The 14,101-nt window shown below is 54.2% G+C and carries 15 protein-coding genes; 6 read left to right on the top strand and 9 right to left on the bottom strand.

Annotated elements, in window-relative coordinates; all coding sequences use genetic code 11:
• Nucleotides 1–24: 24 nt before the first annotated feature.
• Nucleotides 25–1,296, bottom strand: coding sequence for a DNA methyltransferase (locus QF010_RS03630; RefSeq protein WP_429380272.1), 1,272 nt, complete (start codon nt 1,294–1,296; stop codon nt 25–27).
• 148 nt (nt 1,297–1,444) lie between these two features.
• Entirely contained in the window at nt 1,445–1,741 is a 297-nt protein-coding gene (locus tag QF010_RS03625) for a DUF1889 family protein (RefSeq protein WP_429380274.1), read from the bottom strand.
• 290 nt (nt 1,742–2,031) lie between these two features.
• Here QF010_RS03625 and QF010_RS03620 point away from each other — a divergent pair, with 290 nt between their 5' ends.
• The gene (locus tag QF010_RS03620; protein ID WP_429380276.1) at nt 2,032–2,334 is read left to right on the top strand and encodes a hypothetical protein; all 303 of its coding nucleotides are present in this window, start codon (nt 2,032–2,034) and stop codon (nt 2,332–2,334) included.
• A 33-nt stretch (nt 2,335–2,367) separates the two neighbouring features.
• Here QF010_RS03620 and QF010_RS03615 read toward each other — a convergent pair whose 3' ends face one another.
• The 3 genes from QF010_RS03615 to QF010_RS03605 all read right to left on the bottom strand — a co-directional run bounded on the left by QF010_RS03615 (nt 2,368) and on the right by QF010_RS03605 (nt 5,912).
• The gene (locus QF010_RS03615) at nt 2,368–2,538 is read right to left on the bottom strand and encodes a hypothetical protein (protein WP_429380278.1); all 171 of its coding nucleotides are present in this window, start codon (nt 2,536–2,538) and stop codon (nt 2,368–2,370) included.
• Nucleotides 2,535–3,251 carry a GNAT family N-acetyltransferase gene (locus QF010_RS03610; RefSeq protein ID WP_429380280.1) on the bottom strand — a complete coding sequence of 239 codons (717 nt, stop codon included), beginning with the start codon at nt 3,249–3,251 and terminating at the stop codon, nt 2,535–2,537. The genes QF010_RS03615 and QF010_RS03610 overlap by 4 nt, the downstream gene beginning before the upstream one ends.
• Before the next feature lie 183 nt (nt 3,252–3,434).
• Entirely contained in the window at nt 3,435–5,912 is a 2,478-nt protein-coding gene (locus QF010_RS03605; protein WP_429380282.1) for a UvrD-helicase domain-containing protein, read from the bottom strand.
• A 155-nt stretch (nt 5,913–6,067) separates the two neighbouring features.
• Between QF010_RS03605 and QF010_RS03600 the strand changes: the two genes are divergently transcribed.
• On the top strand, nt 6,068–6,727 hold the full coding sequence (locus tag QF010_RS03600) for a helix-turn-helix domain-containing protein (protein ID WP_429380284.1): 660 nt from the start codon (nt 6,068–6,070) through the stop codon (nt 6,725–6,727).
• A 282-nt stretch (nt 6,728–7,009) separates the two neighbouring features.
• Nucleotides 7,010–7,300: a hypothetical protein gene (locus QF010_RS03595; RefSeq protein WP_429380286.1), complete on the top strand. Its 291-nt coding sequence runs from the start codon at nt 7,010–7,012 to the stop codon at nt 7,298–7,300.
• Nucleotides 7,301–7,379: 79 nt separating this feature from the next.
• On the opposite strand, the gene QF010_RS03590 is transcribed toward QF010_RS03595, so the two are convergent.
• From QF010_RS03590 to QF010_RS03580, 3 genes are all read right to left on the bottom strand, one after another.
• The gene (locus tag QF010_RS03590) at nt 7,380–7,844 is read right to left on the bottom strand and encodes a hypothetical protein (RefSeq protein ID WP_429380288.1); all 465 of its coding nucleotides are present in this window, start codon (nt 7,842–7,844) and stop codon (nt 7,380–7,382) included.
• A gap of 181 nt (nt 7,845–8,025) precedes the next feature.
• Nucleotides 8,026–8,607 (bottom strand): DUF922 domain-containing protein, encoded by a 582-nt coding sequence (locus tag QF010_RS03585; protein WP_429380290.1) that lies wholly within the window; start codon nt 8,605–8,607, stop codon nt 8,026–8,028.
• Between the two features lie 47 nt (nt 8,608–8,654).
• Nucleotides 8,655–10,517 carry a tetratricopeptide repeat protein gene (locus tag QF010_RS03580; protein WP_429380292.1) on the bottom strand — a complete coding sequence of 621 codons (1,863 nt, stop codon included), beginning with the start codon at nt 10,515–10,517 and terminating at the stop codon, nt 8,655–8,657.
• Here QF010_RS03580 and QF010_RS03575 point away from each other — a divergent pair.
• Genes QF010_RS03575 through QF010_RS03565 form a run of 3 tightly spaced genes read left to right on the top strand, consistent with a single transcriptional unit; the run spans nt 10,516 to nt 13,201 of the window.
• Nucleotides 10,516–11,505 carry a DNA replication terminus site-binding protein gene (locus QF010_RS03575; RefSeq protein WP_429380294.1) on the top strand — a complete coding sequence of 330 codons (990 nt, stop codon included), beginning with the start codon at nt 10,516–10,518 and terminating at the stop codon, nt 11,503–11,505. The genes QF010_RS03580 and QF010_RS03575 overlap by 2 nt on opposite strands.
• A gap of 26 nt (nt 11,506–11,531) precedes the next feature.
• Nucleotides 11,532–12,053 carry a tetratricopeptide repeat protein gene (locus QF010_RS03570; protein ID WP_429532485.1) on the top strand — a complete coding sequence of 174 codons (522 nt, stop codon included), beginning with the start codon at nt 11,532–11,534 and terminating at the stop codon, nt 12,051–12,053.
• 2 nt (nt 12,054–12,055) lie between these two features.
• A complete protein-coding gene (locus QF010_RS03565; protein ID WP_429380298.1) occupies nt 12,056–13,201 on the top strand; it encodes a hypothetical protein in 1,146 nt (381 codons plus the stop codon).
• Nucleotides 13,202–13,681: 480 nt separating this feature from the next.
• Here the strand turns inward: QF010_RS03565 and QF010_RS03560 are convergent, their stop codons facing one another.
• Nucleotides 13,682–14,050: a PilZ domain-containing protein gene (locus tag QF010_RS03560; RefSeq protein ID WP_429380300.1), complete on the bottom strand. Its 369-nt coding sequence runs from the start codon at nt 14,048–14,050 to the stop codon at nt 13,682–13,684.
• Between the last annotated feature and the right edge of the window lie 51 nt (nt 14,051–14,101).

The following is a 14,101-nucleotide window of genomic DNA, read 5'->3' as shown; positions in this document are numbered from 1 at the left end:
ATCACTCTCCTTGGTACCGGCCTACTACGCGAAGGCCCTTTCAATATCCGGGTTTAGGTAGAAGCCGGATTTATCGCGGAATAGCTCTGCTCCGCCCCGGATGTATTGAAGATTCAATTCTCCACACATCCAAGTCCGGTTCAGCATTTCAGCCGCCAAACCGGTCATTAGGCGGCCTCCGTATGGGTCTACGACGAGGTCCTGCTCTTCTGTGAGGAATCGGATAAGGAAATCTGCGATGGACAACGGCTGGCCAGCTCCATGCACTGGCAGCCCGAGTGCGGTAGCTGCTTTCTGATACTGCAGGCCATGTGCACAACGATGGCCTCTGGTGATGATGTTCTTTGGGATTTTCCCCGCGGTGGCATTGCCAAAGCTACCGACCTTCAACCGATACGCGCCGTCACTATAGCTCGCCACACGTTTTTCTCCGCCCTCGGAAATGAGCTTGAGATGTTTTTCTGTGTGCGGCTCGAGTACACGACGATTGTCGGACTTTACCTTGTGAGGATTCTTGCAGAACCACAGCAATGGCTCATACGAACAATTGAGCTGCTGCCGAGTTTTGCTGGCCCACTGCAGTGGCCCAGGTGGCTTCGATGGGTTATTCCATACGAGGCGGTCCATCAGGCTTAGCGCAAAATTATCGCAAAGAGCAATTACCAGGCGCTCAATGTAGGTGGAGCGCGCAGGTGATCCGGGCATGAAACAATCCTGGCCAACATTCAGAACCAACGAGCCTTCCTCCGTGAGGTTTTCAATCACGGGGGCCAATGTCTCCATAATGAAGTTCACGATCTCACGCTCGTTTGGATTGCTATACCGCCTGCCCGCCTGAAGCGCGTACGGGGGGCTGGTGAGGATCAAAGTCACCGGAACGTCCATGCTTTTGAAGATATCGCCACTCGACCCGAAAATGGCCACACCGAGGTCAGTACTGAATCCAAGCACCTTGACCCCTGGCTTTGCTGCATTCAATTCACGCTTCGTTTCCTCAGTCAGACGCCAGATTCCTCGTTCGCCTGGCACCCGTTCAATGATCGACTGTTGACGGAGCGATTGTTGCCACCATCGAACTTTCCGTCGTGCAAGATTGTGCTCCTGGCCTGAAATGCCTACGGGCACACGAGCGTTAAAAACTTCGTCTCCATCTTCCATGCGCTCAGCAATCATCCGGTAGATGTCCTCGTTCTTGATCGGAACATCCGGATTGGCCTTGTACAGTTTGGCTACATGCTCGATGCCGAACAGGTCGCCCTGTGAGCTGTGTCTTGATTTTGTTTTGAACGACTTCATCAGAGGGCTCTACATTGAGTTGTCGACTCAAATATGAGGCCCAGCACTCAGTGCCAGAACCCTCCGCCAGCAACGAGGTAGCATGCTGTGAAGGCCTGGAGTCGAGATAAAAGCGCTACTCGGCCAGGCCGGTTATGTTGACGTCGGTTTATTCCGCCAATCGCGTGTAGAGATCCGCAGCCCACCATGGCCCGCCTTGAACGCGAGCAGCCCTACCTTCTCCAATCTGTTGGCCTATCGTGCCGAGTTCCTCAGCATCGGCTGGCCTCCAGTTCGACCTCACCGCGGCGTCGACAATCTCCGACTTCTCTAGAACCACACCGTTCTGGTGGAGAATGCTGAAAAGCTCCTTGGCCTTGTTCTTGTCGTTAGGATGCGCCAGCCCGGTGGAAACGTTGACGGCCCTGCTGAGTGTTTGAATCGCTTTCAGTATCACGCTGGTCATTGGATGCCTTGAGTCTGAGTTGATGGTCCATTGAGTCTACAAGCGGCTCTACGTCCCACTTGCCAGACGCATATTCCCATTTGGGGTACAGAGACACCAAATTATGGCGACCCAAGTCGGCAATCGCCTGCTCCAGATGAGTCGATGGCCTCTCGCGGGTGTCCTGTAAAGGTCCGCAGACTGCACAGCGCTTGTAATAGAGAATTTTGAAGGTCTGTTTTGAGTTGCGCGCGGCCATAGGCGGAATCACCCTTGGGCAACTCCAGCAGCAACCCAGGACCACGCCGAGCATGAAAGCCCAATCCATTAAACGCCTTGCCCTGTTAATTGCCCTCGCCGGCACCGGGGCGATCAACGCGACCATCGCCCAAGCTGATCAGGCCGCTCGCGATCGGGGACCAGCCCCCAGCGATGCGGCATTCAGAGCGTGTGAAAATCAAAAGCTGGGTGCCAAGGTCACCTTGAAGAGCGCGTCGAACAAAACCTTCACCGGTACCTGCCGAACCTATCAGGGGAAGCTGGCCGCGAATACGCACGTCCGACACAAGAAAAAGGAAAAAGGCTTGTGGCAAACCTTCACGTCCTGGTTCTGAGTTGAGAAAAACGCGGAGGCCCGCCAGCCAAGTTTACTGGTCAATGATTCCTGCCTTGGCCGCCTTCCAATGAAGTACTGCGACGATGCCGCCGAAGAAACAGAGCACGGCAAGCGGCGATAGTCCCTTCATGTAGGCGGGAATTGAACCGAGCAAGAAAAGAATGCCCAAGCACAAGTGAACATGTTGCGGCTTGATCTTCACGTCTCTACACCAACCAGATGCTTCTCAATGATTGACTGCTGCCGTTCTTTGACGAAAGCGGATGCCTTGTACGAAAGCTGCTTGAGATGTCGCTCAAGCTGCTTTTCTGCGTCCACCATCGCGCGTAGGCCGAAGCGTTGCACAAGCGCCGAATGAACCTGCTTGACCTCGTCCGACTGGTAGATCGGCGCAACGTCCAGAATTTGCATTAGACCCTGTGAGGTGTGGTCCCGGCTATTCATGACAACTTGTGTGTCCCGGGCACGGAGCATTTGGAATCCCATTTTCTCATAATAAGGGACTTTAGCGGGTGAGCAGGTCAGCTCAACATGGGGATAGCGTTTGATTACTTCCGCCATCATCGCCTTAGCAGTTCCCTTGCGCCGGCACTCGCTTGCTACGGCCATGTAGGTCACGCCGCAGGCCTCAGGGTGCGATTGCAATGGCAGGTACAGGATGAACCCCACAACCTTGGCCGGATTGTCCGCTGCGAAGGCGATAGCGATCTCAGCCGGGATTTTTTGGGTATGGGCGATGACATCCAGATACATCTGAACCTCGACGGCGATCGCATACTGGTAAACAGCAAACATGAAGTTGCTCTGAGGTATCGCGTGCATGCATAGGTCAGTCAGGTTCGCTCGCACCAGGTCCACGACTTGCTCCTGGACGTGGCCCGGGATCGAATTTTTATAAACAGCGATGTTTGTCATGTTCTGCCTGAGTCGTTGGCGCGGTCTATTGGCGCTCTATGCTGAGCCTCACACGCAAGTGAGGCGCTCCAGTAGACAACCATTTTCGTGGTCGTCTGGTTAGGATTCGAGCATGAGTGCGTCGCCGCGGTGCCACCAGCACTCACCGAGGTAGCAGCCTCCACGCAACGCATAACTGGTGGGCTACACCCGATTGTCCTTGAACAGCCCTGGGGACAGGGTCACCAACCTCGAAGCAGTCCGGCCTGATTGATTCCCCGAAATGGGAAACCATAGGCACCGTTTTTTTGCCCGGGTAGCCCCTACATGGACCAACCGGACCGCTTCATTTTCAAGAACCGTATCCCCGGGCGTCAGGTCGCCGCCGGTGCTGAACCCGGCAATTTTGTAGAGTTGGTTGCGGTACCAGGACGAACCACCTCCAGCTGGGTCGCCAACCATGAACACAACATCCGCTTCCAAAGCCTTGGCCTTGTGATAGGAGCGAACCCGAATCTTGCGCCCACCGGCCGCACGATCCTCGCGGATCAAATCGCCGGCAGCTGCATCGAGCCAGGCTACATCCTGTGGTGTATCCGCCAGAATTAAGATCAGGTCTCCGTCGCCGTAGTGGGCTTTGCAGATCTGATGGAACGTCGCGGGGTCATCGCCCCAAATTTCGACAGGCTGCTCGTCACCGCGAACCTTCCTGGTGGATGTCGTCAGCCGCCCAATGGCCGGCGTCAGGTTCTGGATAAGGTTGTGCCCGGCGTCGACGATCGCCTGGGTGGATCGATGACATTCCTGAAGTACAACTCGGACTGGCTGCGTCGGTGCGGGAAATGTGGCCTCAAGATCGTTTAGCTGCTGCGGAGATGTTCCTCGGGTACCGAACACCCATTGGTTGCTATCACCGGCAATACAAAGGGAAGTGCAAAGCTCGGTCGATGCGTCACGGGTGAGATCTCTGCGCCGGTTCTCGGATAGGACTCCTCGCACCCAGCCGGCCGTAGGCATCCCATGATCCTCGGCATTATCAATGAGCAAGTGGCGGAATCGGCTAAGGGCCGCCGCGGGGACGTGCATCAGATTGTCAGCATGCCGGTCGCTGAACATATCGAACAGCCTGCCGAACGTCAGGCTGGGGTTTGGCAGCGCAATTAGGTGCCGCTCCAGAGCCTGCCAGTAAATCCCCAGCGATTCAAAAAAAACCGCGTCTGCATCCCCAGGTAAGAAGTTCATCTGCCCTGCAACAGTCGCAACTTCCAACCCGAGGGTATCGATGATGGAAGCTAGTTCGTAAAAGGCCTCAAGAATGGGCACCGCCGAGCTCGCCCCGCTGAGCTTGTGATTGAACTCAGGTGCCAGCTTGGTAAGCGAACTCAGGGTTTTGATCAGCTGCTGGGCCTCCTGATAGGAGTCAAGGTGAATCAACCTCTCAGGGAAGTAGGCCTGGAAAAGCGTTCGTTTCACGGCAACTTCCTTGTACGCCTCGGTTCTGACGCTTGCGTTTCTTGTCAGGTGTCTGGCCTCTCCACGATCGAAACCCAGGACAACGTGTGCATTGAGTTGTGGAATGTACCCATTGGTGCTGTAGGTTTTCCCTCGAAGGGTGAATTGCTTGCGGGAAGGCGTAATTCCCACCAGCGGCCATTTCCCTGCGGCGCGCCAAAGAGATTCGATGCAATCGCAAAGCTCTGTGTCGACACTGCTTAGGCCCCACGCCATCGGCGCACGCTTGACTACTTCGGGGTGGTCAACTGCAAGCCGCTCAACCTGCATTGACACTCCAAAAAGCGTTGTTACCAACTCAGCAAATCGGCGGTTAGCCAAAAATAGCTGCTGAAAGCACTTGCCCATTTCTTCCTGCTGCCCAGGTGTCAGGCGGTAGTCGAAAGGCCGACCATCGTGAACGATTTCGGTGGCCGCCGGGCTCAGAACTTCAAAGGGCACACAGCTGCCCAGATCCGGGAGTGAATGGGCCAATTCAAGCACTGCCGATCGTGGTGTTTTCACAATCTGCTGAGCTTCCAAAGTTGTCAGCGGTGCCCCCCATTTAGAAAACAATTCTGCCAGGCCGGTAGCCATCTCAAGTCGCGATTCGCGGCTAAAGGTAAGTACGCACACTTCGTCCAATGAGACGCCGAGATACCGGTTTAGCAGAAGGACTCGAAACAGGAGAGCCGTTGATTTTCCGGTACCAGCGGCACCGGCGATTTCTGTGGTGTGCCCCGAGGAAAAAATGGCCTTCCATTGCTCGGCCGTAGGCTGCTCATTGGCCGGTAGGAATGAACCACAATCCCCACGCATTCTTGCCTTGACTTCATTGGAGACAGTCAATCGCGATTCATTGAAAATCGTGCGGTCACTGCCTGGCACGCAGTGTTCCTTCTCGTTGCGGTAGCCAATGATGATCCTTGTGGCCCCGTTGCCGTGCTGGTCATTACTTCCCCGTTTTACTACCCCATCCAGCTGCTGAAGCGCCGATTCCCGCCCCTGAACCCAAGAGCGCTCGTGCCTGACCTCCAAGAGATCGAAAGCGTAGTGGAGGATCGCCGCCGGTATCCGCCATAGAAGCGGGAGATCATCAACGGCGTACGGCGGGCGCTCTGATTGGCTCACTGAAAAGGTCCTTTTCCAAATTTGAAGATGGGGATCAAGACCTGATTTTGGAATGGCCATCAAGCTGTTGCCACCCAAAGTAGGGCCGCGAAAATCCAGCCCCTACTTTGGCTAACACCAAGCAGTTTTTGTCCGTATCTTCCCTGTCAAAGCCGGTGTGAATTCTTGTTCACAAACAGTGATTGAGTCGCCGGCCACTGACAAATGGAGCTCAAATGAAAATACCCGGCCTCGACACATTGAAAATGAAAGGTCGTGTCAGGAATTTGTTCCGCCAAACCGGAGCCTCACACACGCTTGAGGCACTGACGGTCATCAGCCGGTTCGACCATGAAGAGCCCCGTATTTATCTCATCGACGAAGGGACTGTCACGCTCCAACTCGCCGATCAGGAGGGCAATAGCTTGACCGTGATTCATTTGGTCGCTGGAGAACTATTTGGGTTGCTCGACCACCATCTGATCGAAGGTGTAAATCAGATCCAGCTAAGCGCGCATGCAAGATCAGAGTGTTCTGTAATCGAGGTCAAACGAAGCCAGCTACTTGGGATCGGTCGAAGAGACCCTGAAGTGCTCTTGGCAGTGTCCAGTGAGCTCTCTAAGCGGTTTTCAGAGGTAGTGCGCAAAGTTGGTCAGTTTGCGTTCTACGATGTTCGAGGGCGCATCTCAAGTGCGCTCCTGGACCTATGCCAGCTTCCAGATGCTGTCGACCATCCAGACGGATACGTTGTGAAGGCTACTCGCATAGAGATCGCCATGATGGTGGGCTGTACCCGCGAATTGGTCGGGCGGATCATGCAAGACATGAACAATGAAGGCTTAATTTCGGTTCTTGGCAGGAAGACGTTAATTCGCCACGACATACGGACTGATTAGTTGTAAGCGCAGCCTGAATTAATTGAACAAGCGCACTTGAAAGTCGTTCGGCCGCCGTTATCCTTAATTGACATTTTTATGAAGGACTATGCCTTGAGCAACATTGGCTCACACTGCTATCCAACATCAGCACTTTATCGCTTAGCGTTATTTGGCATTGCAGTTCTGCTGTGTTCTCAGTCGATTTGCTCCGCCAAGGTGGTAAGTACACCGCCAGGTAACAGTAACGCAATGATTACAACAGCAAAATAATCAGTTTTCACATCACTAAATGGAGAACCTATGGACACGGAACGAGAATACACCTTCCATCCTTCTAATTCAGACGTTGGCTTTTATACTGATAAGTTCGGCACGACCGGAAAGGGAAAAAGCGTTTTTGCCGAAAACGCAAAGCAGCATGAGCGAGCTCGGGGCGGCTTGGTCGTTGATGCAATTTCTTACTTAGAGAAAAATGGCTACGGCATGCTGCCGTACGAATATGAACTCGCGCGGCGTTTAGCCTTGAACCTTACTGGCAATTTTCCTCGAGGTGCCTGCCGACGTAAGTCAAAACTCTTTCTGATCAACTGACGTTGGTCGCATCGGTGCCATCAGTATTGCCCCAGCATCCCTGCTACCTGTAGTGCATCAATCCATGCGTCGCTCATCATCACTCAGATTTAACCGGTGTCGCCGCCAAAAGACTCAGTAGCTGTTCACTGAATGGCAGCGCCGCCGGCATTCGCATTGGGATTGACCCCAAGACCTCTACGGCATTGCGCGGCAGGCCGGCGAATGATGTCGAACCCCAATGATGCCCGTCCCACTCCGCCGGCACCTCTTTCGAGCCGTGGAGGCCGCTGTAACGCACCCAGTGCCACCCAATGTCGAGAACTCCACCAGCTTGCTCTCGGTAAGCCTGGGACGCCCTGTTCAGAAACGCCAGCATCCAGCTACCACTGTCTGCGCTCATAAGAGTTTCGACCCGTACGGTTTCCACATGCGAGAACTTTTCTGCTACCGCGATTGCCGTGCAGTGACTGGACTCGGCCGACCGAACCCAATGGAAGTGAAACGGACCGATCGTGCAGACGGCATCTGATGCAAGCCCGGCAGTCTTTGAGTCGAAAGTCATTTGTGCCCACCTACAGTGAAGCGCCCCAGTTCCTGCATAAACATAAGTCCACTAAGCCTCATAAGGTTTGCCGCGATAGCCCTGTCGTAGCTGCTGCAAACTGCCGATGAATATGGCTCTACAACTGACGTCATCTACTGCGCTCCGCTTTTACTTATTGTTCGCCGGCGCCGGGTTGCGCTCATCGGACGCCGAGGTTGAGGTATGCGCCCTGAGTTCTTCCGTGCTCTGTCTCGTTATCTAGATCACGATCGAACTCTGTTATTCGCTTGATCAGTGCATCGGTACCTTCCTGAATAATTATCCGGGCCCGGTCACATTGCACCGAGGTGCTCAAGTTGTTGATCTTGCTCAAGAGTGTTGATGCAGCTCGATACGCATTTTTGGCGTGCATCATTTCGTGCGTCTTGAGCGCGTTGCTAAAACGCGTCCACTCGCTTCGTACCCCATCAGATACCAGGCTTTGGTCCGCTAACTGCGGAAGGTGGATAGTCGTGTTGAGGTACACCTGGCTATTGGTGAGAGTGCAGCCCGACGGCGAGCCAACCATGTCGAAGCTTGAGTTCAGGTCCCAGATCGTGACCCCAGCGTAAAAAACGTCGCCCTCTTTGCTCGGCGTGTTTTGTCCGATCGAATTGCGAATCTCAGCAATCGAATGGCCGGACACTGGGTAATAACTGATTTGAAAAGTGACATTGGGCTTTGCAGGCTCAGCGCTCGCGCAGTTGTTCAACAACCCAACAATCAGGGTTGCTGCAGCCATAACGGCGAGCATCCTGACTACCGGGTGCGTGTCGCGCTCACGCCCACTCATTGATCCGGTGACGCCTTCTGCTGCTTTGTAAGCGTTGCTTCCAGCATCTCTTTCGCGAGCTTTGCGGTACGCTCATTTTCATGGGCGATCTTGGCAGCACGCGTCGCCAGCTTCACCAGAAACGCCGTCACTTCCTTCAGTTCGCGCTTGATTAGTGAGCGTTTGCCGATTGAATTATCCAGCATGTGCTGGGCGATCTGCTGGCCAAGGTTGGCCGCCTCTGCATGCCCGAATTGCCAGGCCTTTCGCAAATAGTCGAGAGACTCCAGGAATAGGTTGCCCTTCGCCGCCAGTTCACCCAGCACATAGTTGGCTTCTGGGTCACCCGCCTTCGCGGCGAGGTTTAGCTGTCGAACACCTTCCTGATAACGGCCTGCTGAATGCAGCAGTTTCCCTAAATCTGCCTGAGCAACCGGATAACCGAGATCGGAAGAAGCTTGGAATAGCGCCTCGGCCTTGGCTGCATCACCACCTTCATACGCCTGGTAGGCAAGCGCATAAGCACTGATGGGATGGCTAGCCCCGATCTGAGAGTACAGGGCCTGCGCCTTGTCCTTCCCGCTATCCAGTTTCGACGCTTCGTATGCACGGGCCAGCCCGACCCCCGCCGATGTCACCCCAGCATTGAACCCTGATTCAAGGATGCCAATGGCCTCTTTGCGTTTGCCGTCCTCCTTCGGGAGTGCCGCCAGGAATGACAGCTTTACATCGCACGCCCACAAAAGAAGCTCACGTTTATCCGTTGGCATAGTGGTCAATTTGCTTTTCCACAGGTGACCGACCAACTCCAGCTCTTTCGTAGCATCGTTCTCAGAGAACAAATGCCCGGTCTTTGCATCGACGGCCATGTTGCCGATCAACCCAACCGGGAGAACTCGATTGAACGCGACCCCATTGATGTGCTGGCCAAGTGACCAGGCGTTGTGGATAGCGCCCTCGACGCATAAGAGCCCGAGCGCGGTTTTGACCCTTTGAATATCGAGTCCATCAACCTGAGTTGAAGCAGGTTCCAGCCTGGAGAAAATTGCGCACCATCCCCCTTCGAGGCCCAGACCCGCTGTTGAAATGCCAAACCTGTTGATCGCGCGACTGCCCCGCGCCAGCTGCCCCCCTATAGGTTGCAACTCCACCGACAATTCATTGAGCAGATAATTTTGGCCCAAAAGGTCGACTTCGTTGAATGAGGTGACATAGGTAGGTACGTCGGCGTTGGCGAGTGCAATCGCCGTCGCGCTGTTTTCACGCTCCGCGGCGTCCATCGACTCGGTGGCGGGGTGTACCCAAATCGCCAGGTCTATCCGCTCAGCTGCCGCATGACGTGCTTCCTCATGTGAAAGCACCGTGCATGGCTTCAGGCATAGCGCTTCAGCAATCGGAAAACCTGAACTGACGGCGTCTTCCTCAACGTTGAGGATGATCTCGATTTTTCCAGGGTTGCCGAGAAAGTCGCCGGCCATGGATGCCCAAGTCGAACGATCAAAGCGAACGAGAGGGTCACTGGCAATCAGGAGCACCCGCAAGGGGGACTGGTCATAGGTCAATCCAGATTCGACAACCACCCCGGCCACCAGCGCGGCCGGAGCGACCAACGAAGCTGAATCCCCAACCTGGAGCTTCAATGTCGTATCGACACCTTTAGCCTGCATTTCTGCTTTGACGTGCCTAACCCAAGTGGACGTCAAGTCAGCAAGGTTCTTCGAGTTTTGGAACGCTTTCGCCAGTGACAAATTTCCAACCCCTATTTTGAGTACGCGACCCAGTCTAACGATGGGAGAATGGGTCAACACCTCAAAACACCCCTCGTTTTTCCCGGCGGCGGCGTTAGATTGAAAGCACCAGCAAAGCAGGCGCGAACACATGTCCCCCTACCTAAGTAATGCCAGTGGCGCGTTCCAACTTGTCAATGAGCTCATAGAAGAGTTGGATGCGTTGAAGCTCATCCTCAATGCCTCTACCGCACATATTCGTGTGGACGCCATTTTCGGGATTGAGCTTCGTAAGTCACCACGGGTTTCTGTTAGTGACCCGATTCCGGTAGAGGCACTGTTCGGGGCCGCAGCTGCGCAGTGCGCTAAAGACGTTTTGACGAACATCTTCCTCATGTCCGAACAAAGCCCCAAAGAGACGTTTCGGGCTCCGGGTGCTTTGGCGTTACCCAAGCTTGCAATCCAAAGCCTGGAAAAAACCAACAGGATTCGACTTGAATTATTCAAGCTGGTCAGCTTGCTTCTACCCAAGGAACGGAAGGCCTTGTGGAAAAAATTCCCCGGTATCTCCAGCCTTCAAGCGATCAGGACTACCGTGATTCTTTCCGACCCGCAGTTCATCCGCTTCTATTGGCATGTAGGTTCCTCAGGGGTCAAGTGGCAGGCTAAAGACCTGATTGCCTTATGGGACAAGCAGCTGTTTGATCTACACGGCTACCGCCCGCGATTGGACGACGCGCTCGAAGGCTCACTGGAGCGCAAGTTGGTTTACGCCCTGGAAATGCTGGAAAAGCTGGAAAACACCAACGAGCAGGTTTGTATTCACCGCCCCGTGGCTCCTCATATTCGAGCCCGATTCAAAGATGGGGATAACGAGCCAGATTTTGTTCTCGCGCAAACGCCATTTGTTTACGACATTGAATCGCCACCGCCGCGAATCGATCCCTTGGCCTCGTACGACCCTGTAGCAGCCAAAGCGGGTACCCGGGAAAACCAGGGGCGATCTACGCGTGCACGGCTCGAGGAACAACCGTACATTGAGGCCATGCATATCTACCAATACAAAGATGGCTATCGAAAATTCGACCCGGTAGAAAAGACACCGAAAAAACGCAACAAGCGCGTATCCCTTCCAGAATAAGGCACGGAAAATCTATGCAGCCAACTGTGGGCAATACCACACTCCGCCTGGCCAGCCTGACTCGCGATCTTGAGTCGAACGATGAGCGCAGCCGCTCGAATGCTTATCGGGACATTCTCGATCTGGCGAACAAACAAAACAGCGATGCGATGTTCCAAATCGCGCGCTGCCTGAATCACGGCATCGGCGTTGAGCCCAACCCCGAAAAGGCCGATCACTGGCTGCGCCTGGCAGCAGTGACACAACCAGCGTCCAAATTGGCTTGCTATACGTATGGCCTGCAGCACCTGATGAAACAGCGTCCGGATTATGACGTCGAGAAGGGGTTGCGTTTTATTGAGCGTGCGGCAACTGGCGGCTACGTGCGCGCAATCGTTGATCTCGTCAAGGTGCTTGAAACCGGCACATTAGACATCAAGCCGGACCTTCGCCGGGCTTACCGAATGCTGGCCAACTCAATCACTTCCGAAGCGGATGAGTGCCTTTACCAAGCCTATGTCAGCTTCGTGGAGCGCAATCAACCCATCGGCCAATTTCTGGATTCGTAAGCATGTACAAGGAACAACAGGAACGCCTGATCGCCCAAAAGGCATTGGGGCTGACTGCCGACCAGGCGACCAGCATTGTGGCCAGGGCATATGGCTACGAGTCGATCGATCTTAATCAGGACCAATTGGTTGATCCGATCAGTGGCCTGATGAAGATTAAAACCCCGGTGGAGATCAAGGCCATCCCTGACCGCGCAATGCAGATGATGGAGTTTCTGCGCATGAGCCAGAACATGGTCGCTCCGGGCATCCCGAACATTCTGGCCGGTCATCCACAGGGGACGCTGATTGCAATCATGTGGGGGTTTTCCAACTTCGAAGCGCTCAAAACCTACGCTATGAGCGACAAGATCGATCCTACCTCTACAGACCCAAATGAGCTCGCTCGCTTCAAGGCGCGTACGGGCTTCATCCCGCCTTCACAATATCTCCTTGGGCGTGACTACGCAGGCCATACCCTCATCATCCATACGGAAGCACGCGAGACCTCCCAGTGGATTGATCAAGAGATCTGTCTCAACAATCTGACTGACCTTCAGGTGGCAGTTGTCCGTTGCAACGCCGATGGCGACGACTACATCAATCGCTACAACAAAAACCACGACGTGTTCCGCCAGCCTCTCGCCGAGGATCATAGTTCCTACCTCCTGGGAGCCCGAAAGGAAAAGCCGCAGAACCGTCTGGCGATATCCATCATCCCTATTCAGACCTACACTCTTGAACATCTGGTGGCGGCTCACTATGCCGCGCTCGAAGAAAACTCCGTTCGGGGCCGGGCACTGATTATCGATCGAGTCCCGCTTGCTCGGGATCTGGATTCCATCACCGCCGGCCTGAAGCTTGCCAGAAGCATTGGTCTCAACCTGGTGTTTGTGACTGACAGCCCGGATGAATATCTGTGGTCGCGGTTTGAGTCGCGTCTCATCTTCGGATTCAGGCGGCAAATGGATCTGTCCAAGTCCGAGGAAATGAACACGGCCATGCTCTACGCCTCCCCATTCATTGGTCTGAAGGGCCACAACCTGCATTTGGTGTTCAATACAACCGAATCTGGCTCCCTCTACACCGTCGTGCAGCTCGTCCCCGATGAAGCCCCGAAGGGAGCTCAGGTAATGAAGCGAATCTTTGGCGCGCCCCGATTAGGCTGACAAAAAACCCGCAAAAAGATTACGCATGCGAGAACTTTTTGCGGGTTTTCCAGGGCTCTCTGAATTGTTGAGCGGAGGCGTCAAAAAACGGTGAAAATATATTCACCATTCGGGAACCTTCTCACAACTAAACTGTCTGAGTGTTTTACTGAGCACACTGCGTTGCGCGTGTGATGTGAAGCAGGTCACGCTTTGCATTGAAATAGCACACATTTACTACCTCAAAACTGCAAAATTGGTCTTCCATGACGATGTGGAATGGTAGAGAATGTGTGCACTAGCACTCACCGTCTGGTTTTTGACGGTTTTGAGATCCTAACGTTTTTTGAGGAAGCGCATAGGTAGCTGGAACCTCCTAACTCCTAAGACACCCCTCCTTCTAACCGAATTATTGCCTGTGGTGCCGCTGCGTTTCCTCGACTTACACAAGGCTCAACCATCCTGATGGTTGGGCCTTTTGTTTTTTTATCTCCAGTCGCGTCATGCGACCTGGTGGAAAATTGATTCAAGCTTGTTGAAAAACGCTTCCTCAGGACTCCTTTGCTCCGGGGACTGAATTGCGATCCCCAGCTGAAAATGACCAGTCCTCGGGTCCTTGGTGCAATTGACCACCTCCCCCTCGAACACAAGTTCCGCATCCTTCCGCGGATTCAGCTTGATGCTGATCTTGTCGCCAATGCCGAATTTCTTCTCGGTCAAAATGAGAGCGCCTGCAATGGAGATATCGCGCAACCGGCAGTCCGCCCACCCAAGCATCCAGGCGAGCGCGCCCTTGCTCCTAATTTTCTGACTTACCAGAGCACCCTCAGGGACTGAGTACCTTGTGTGACGCCGATTGGATGCATTCATCCGGGACTTCCCATAGCTGTTGATGCGGTATTCGATGAAGAATTTCGGCAG

The sequence above is a fragment of the Pseudomonas silensiensis genome (genome assembly GCF_050434865.1).
GTDB lineage: Bacteria > Pseudomonadota > Gammaproteobacteria > Pseudomonadales > Pseudomonadaceae > Aquipseudomonas > Aquipseudomonas fluorescens_W.
This window is presented reverse-complemented; position numbering and strand designations above follow the sequence as displayed.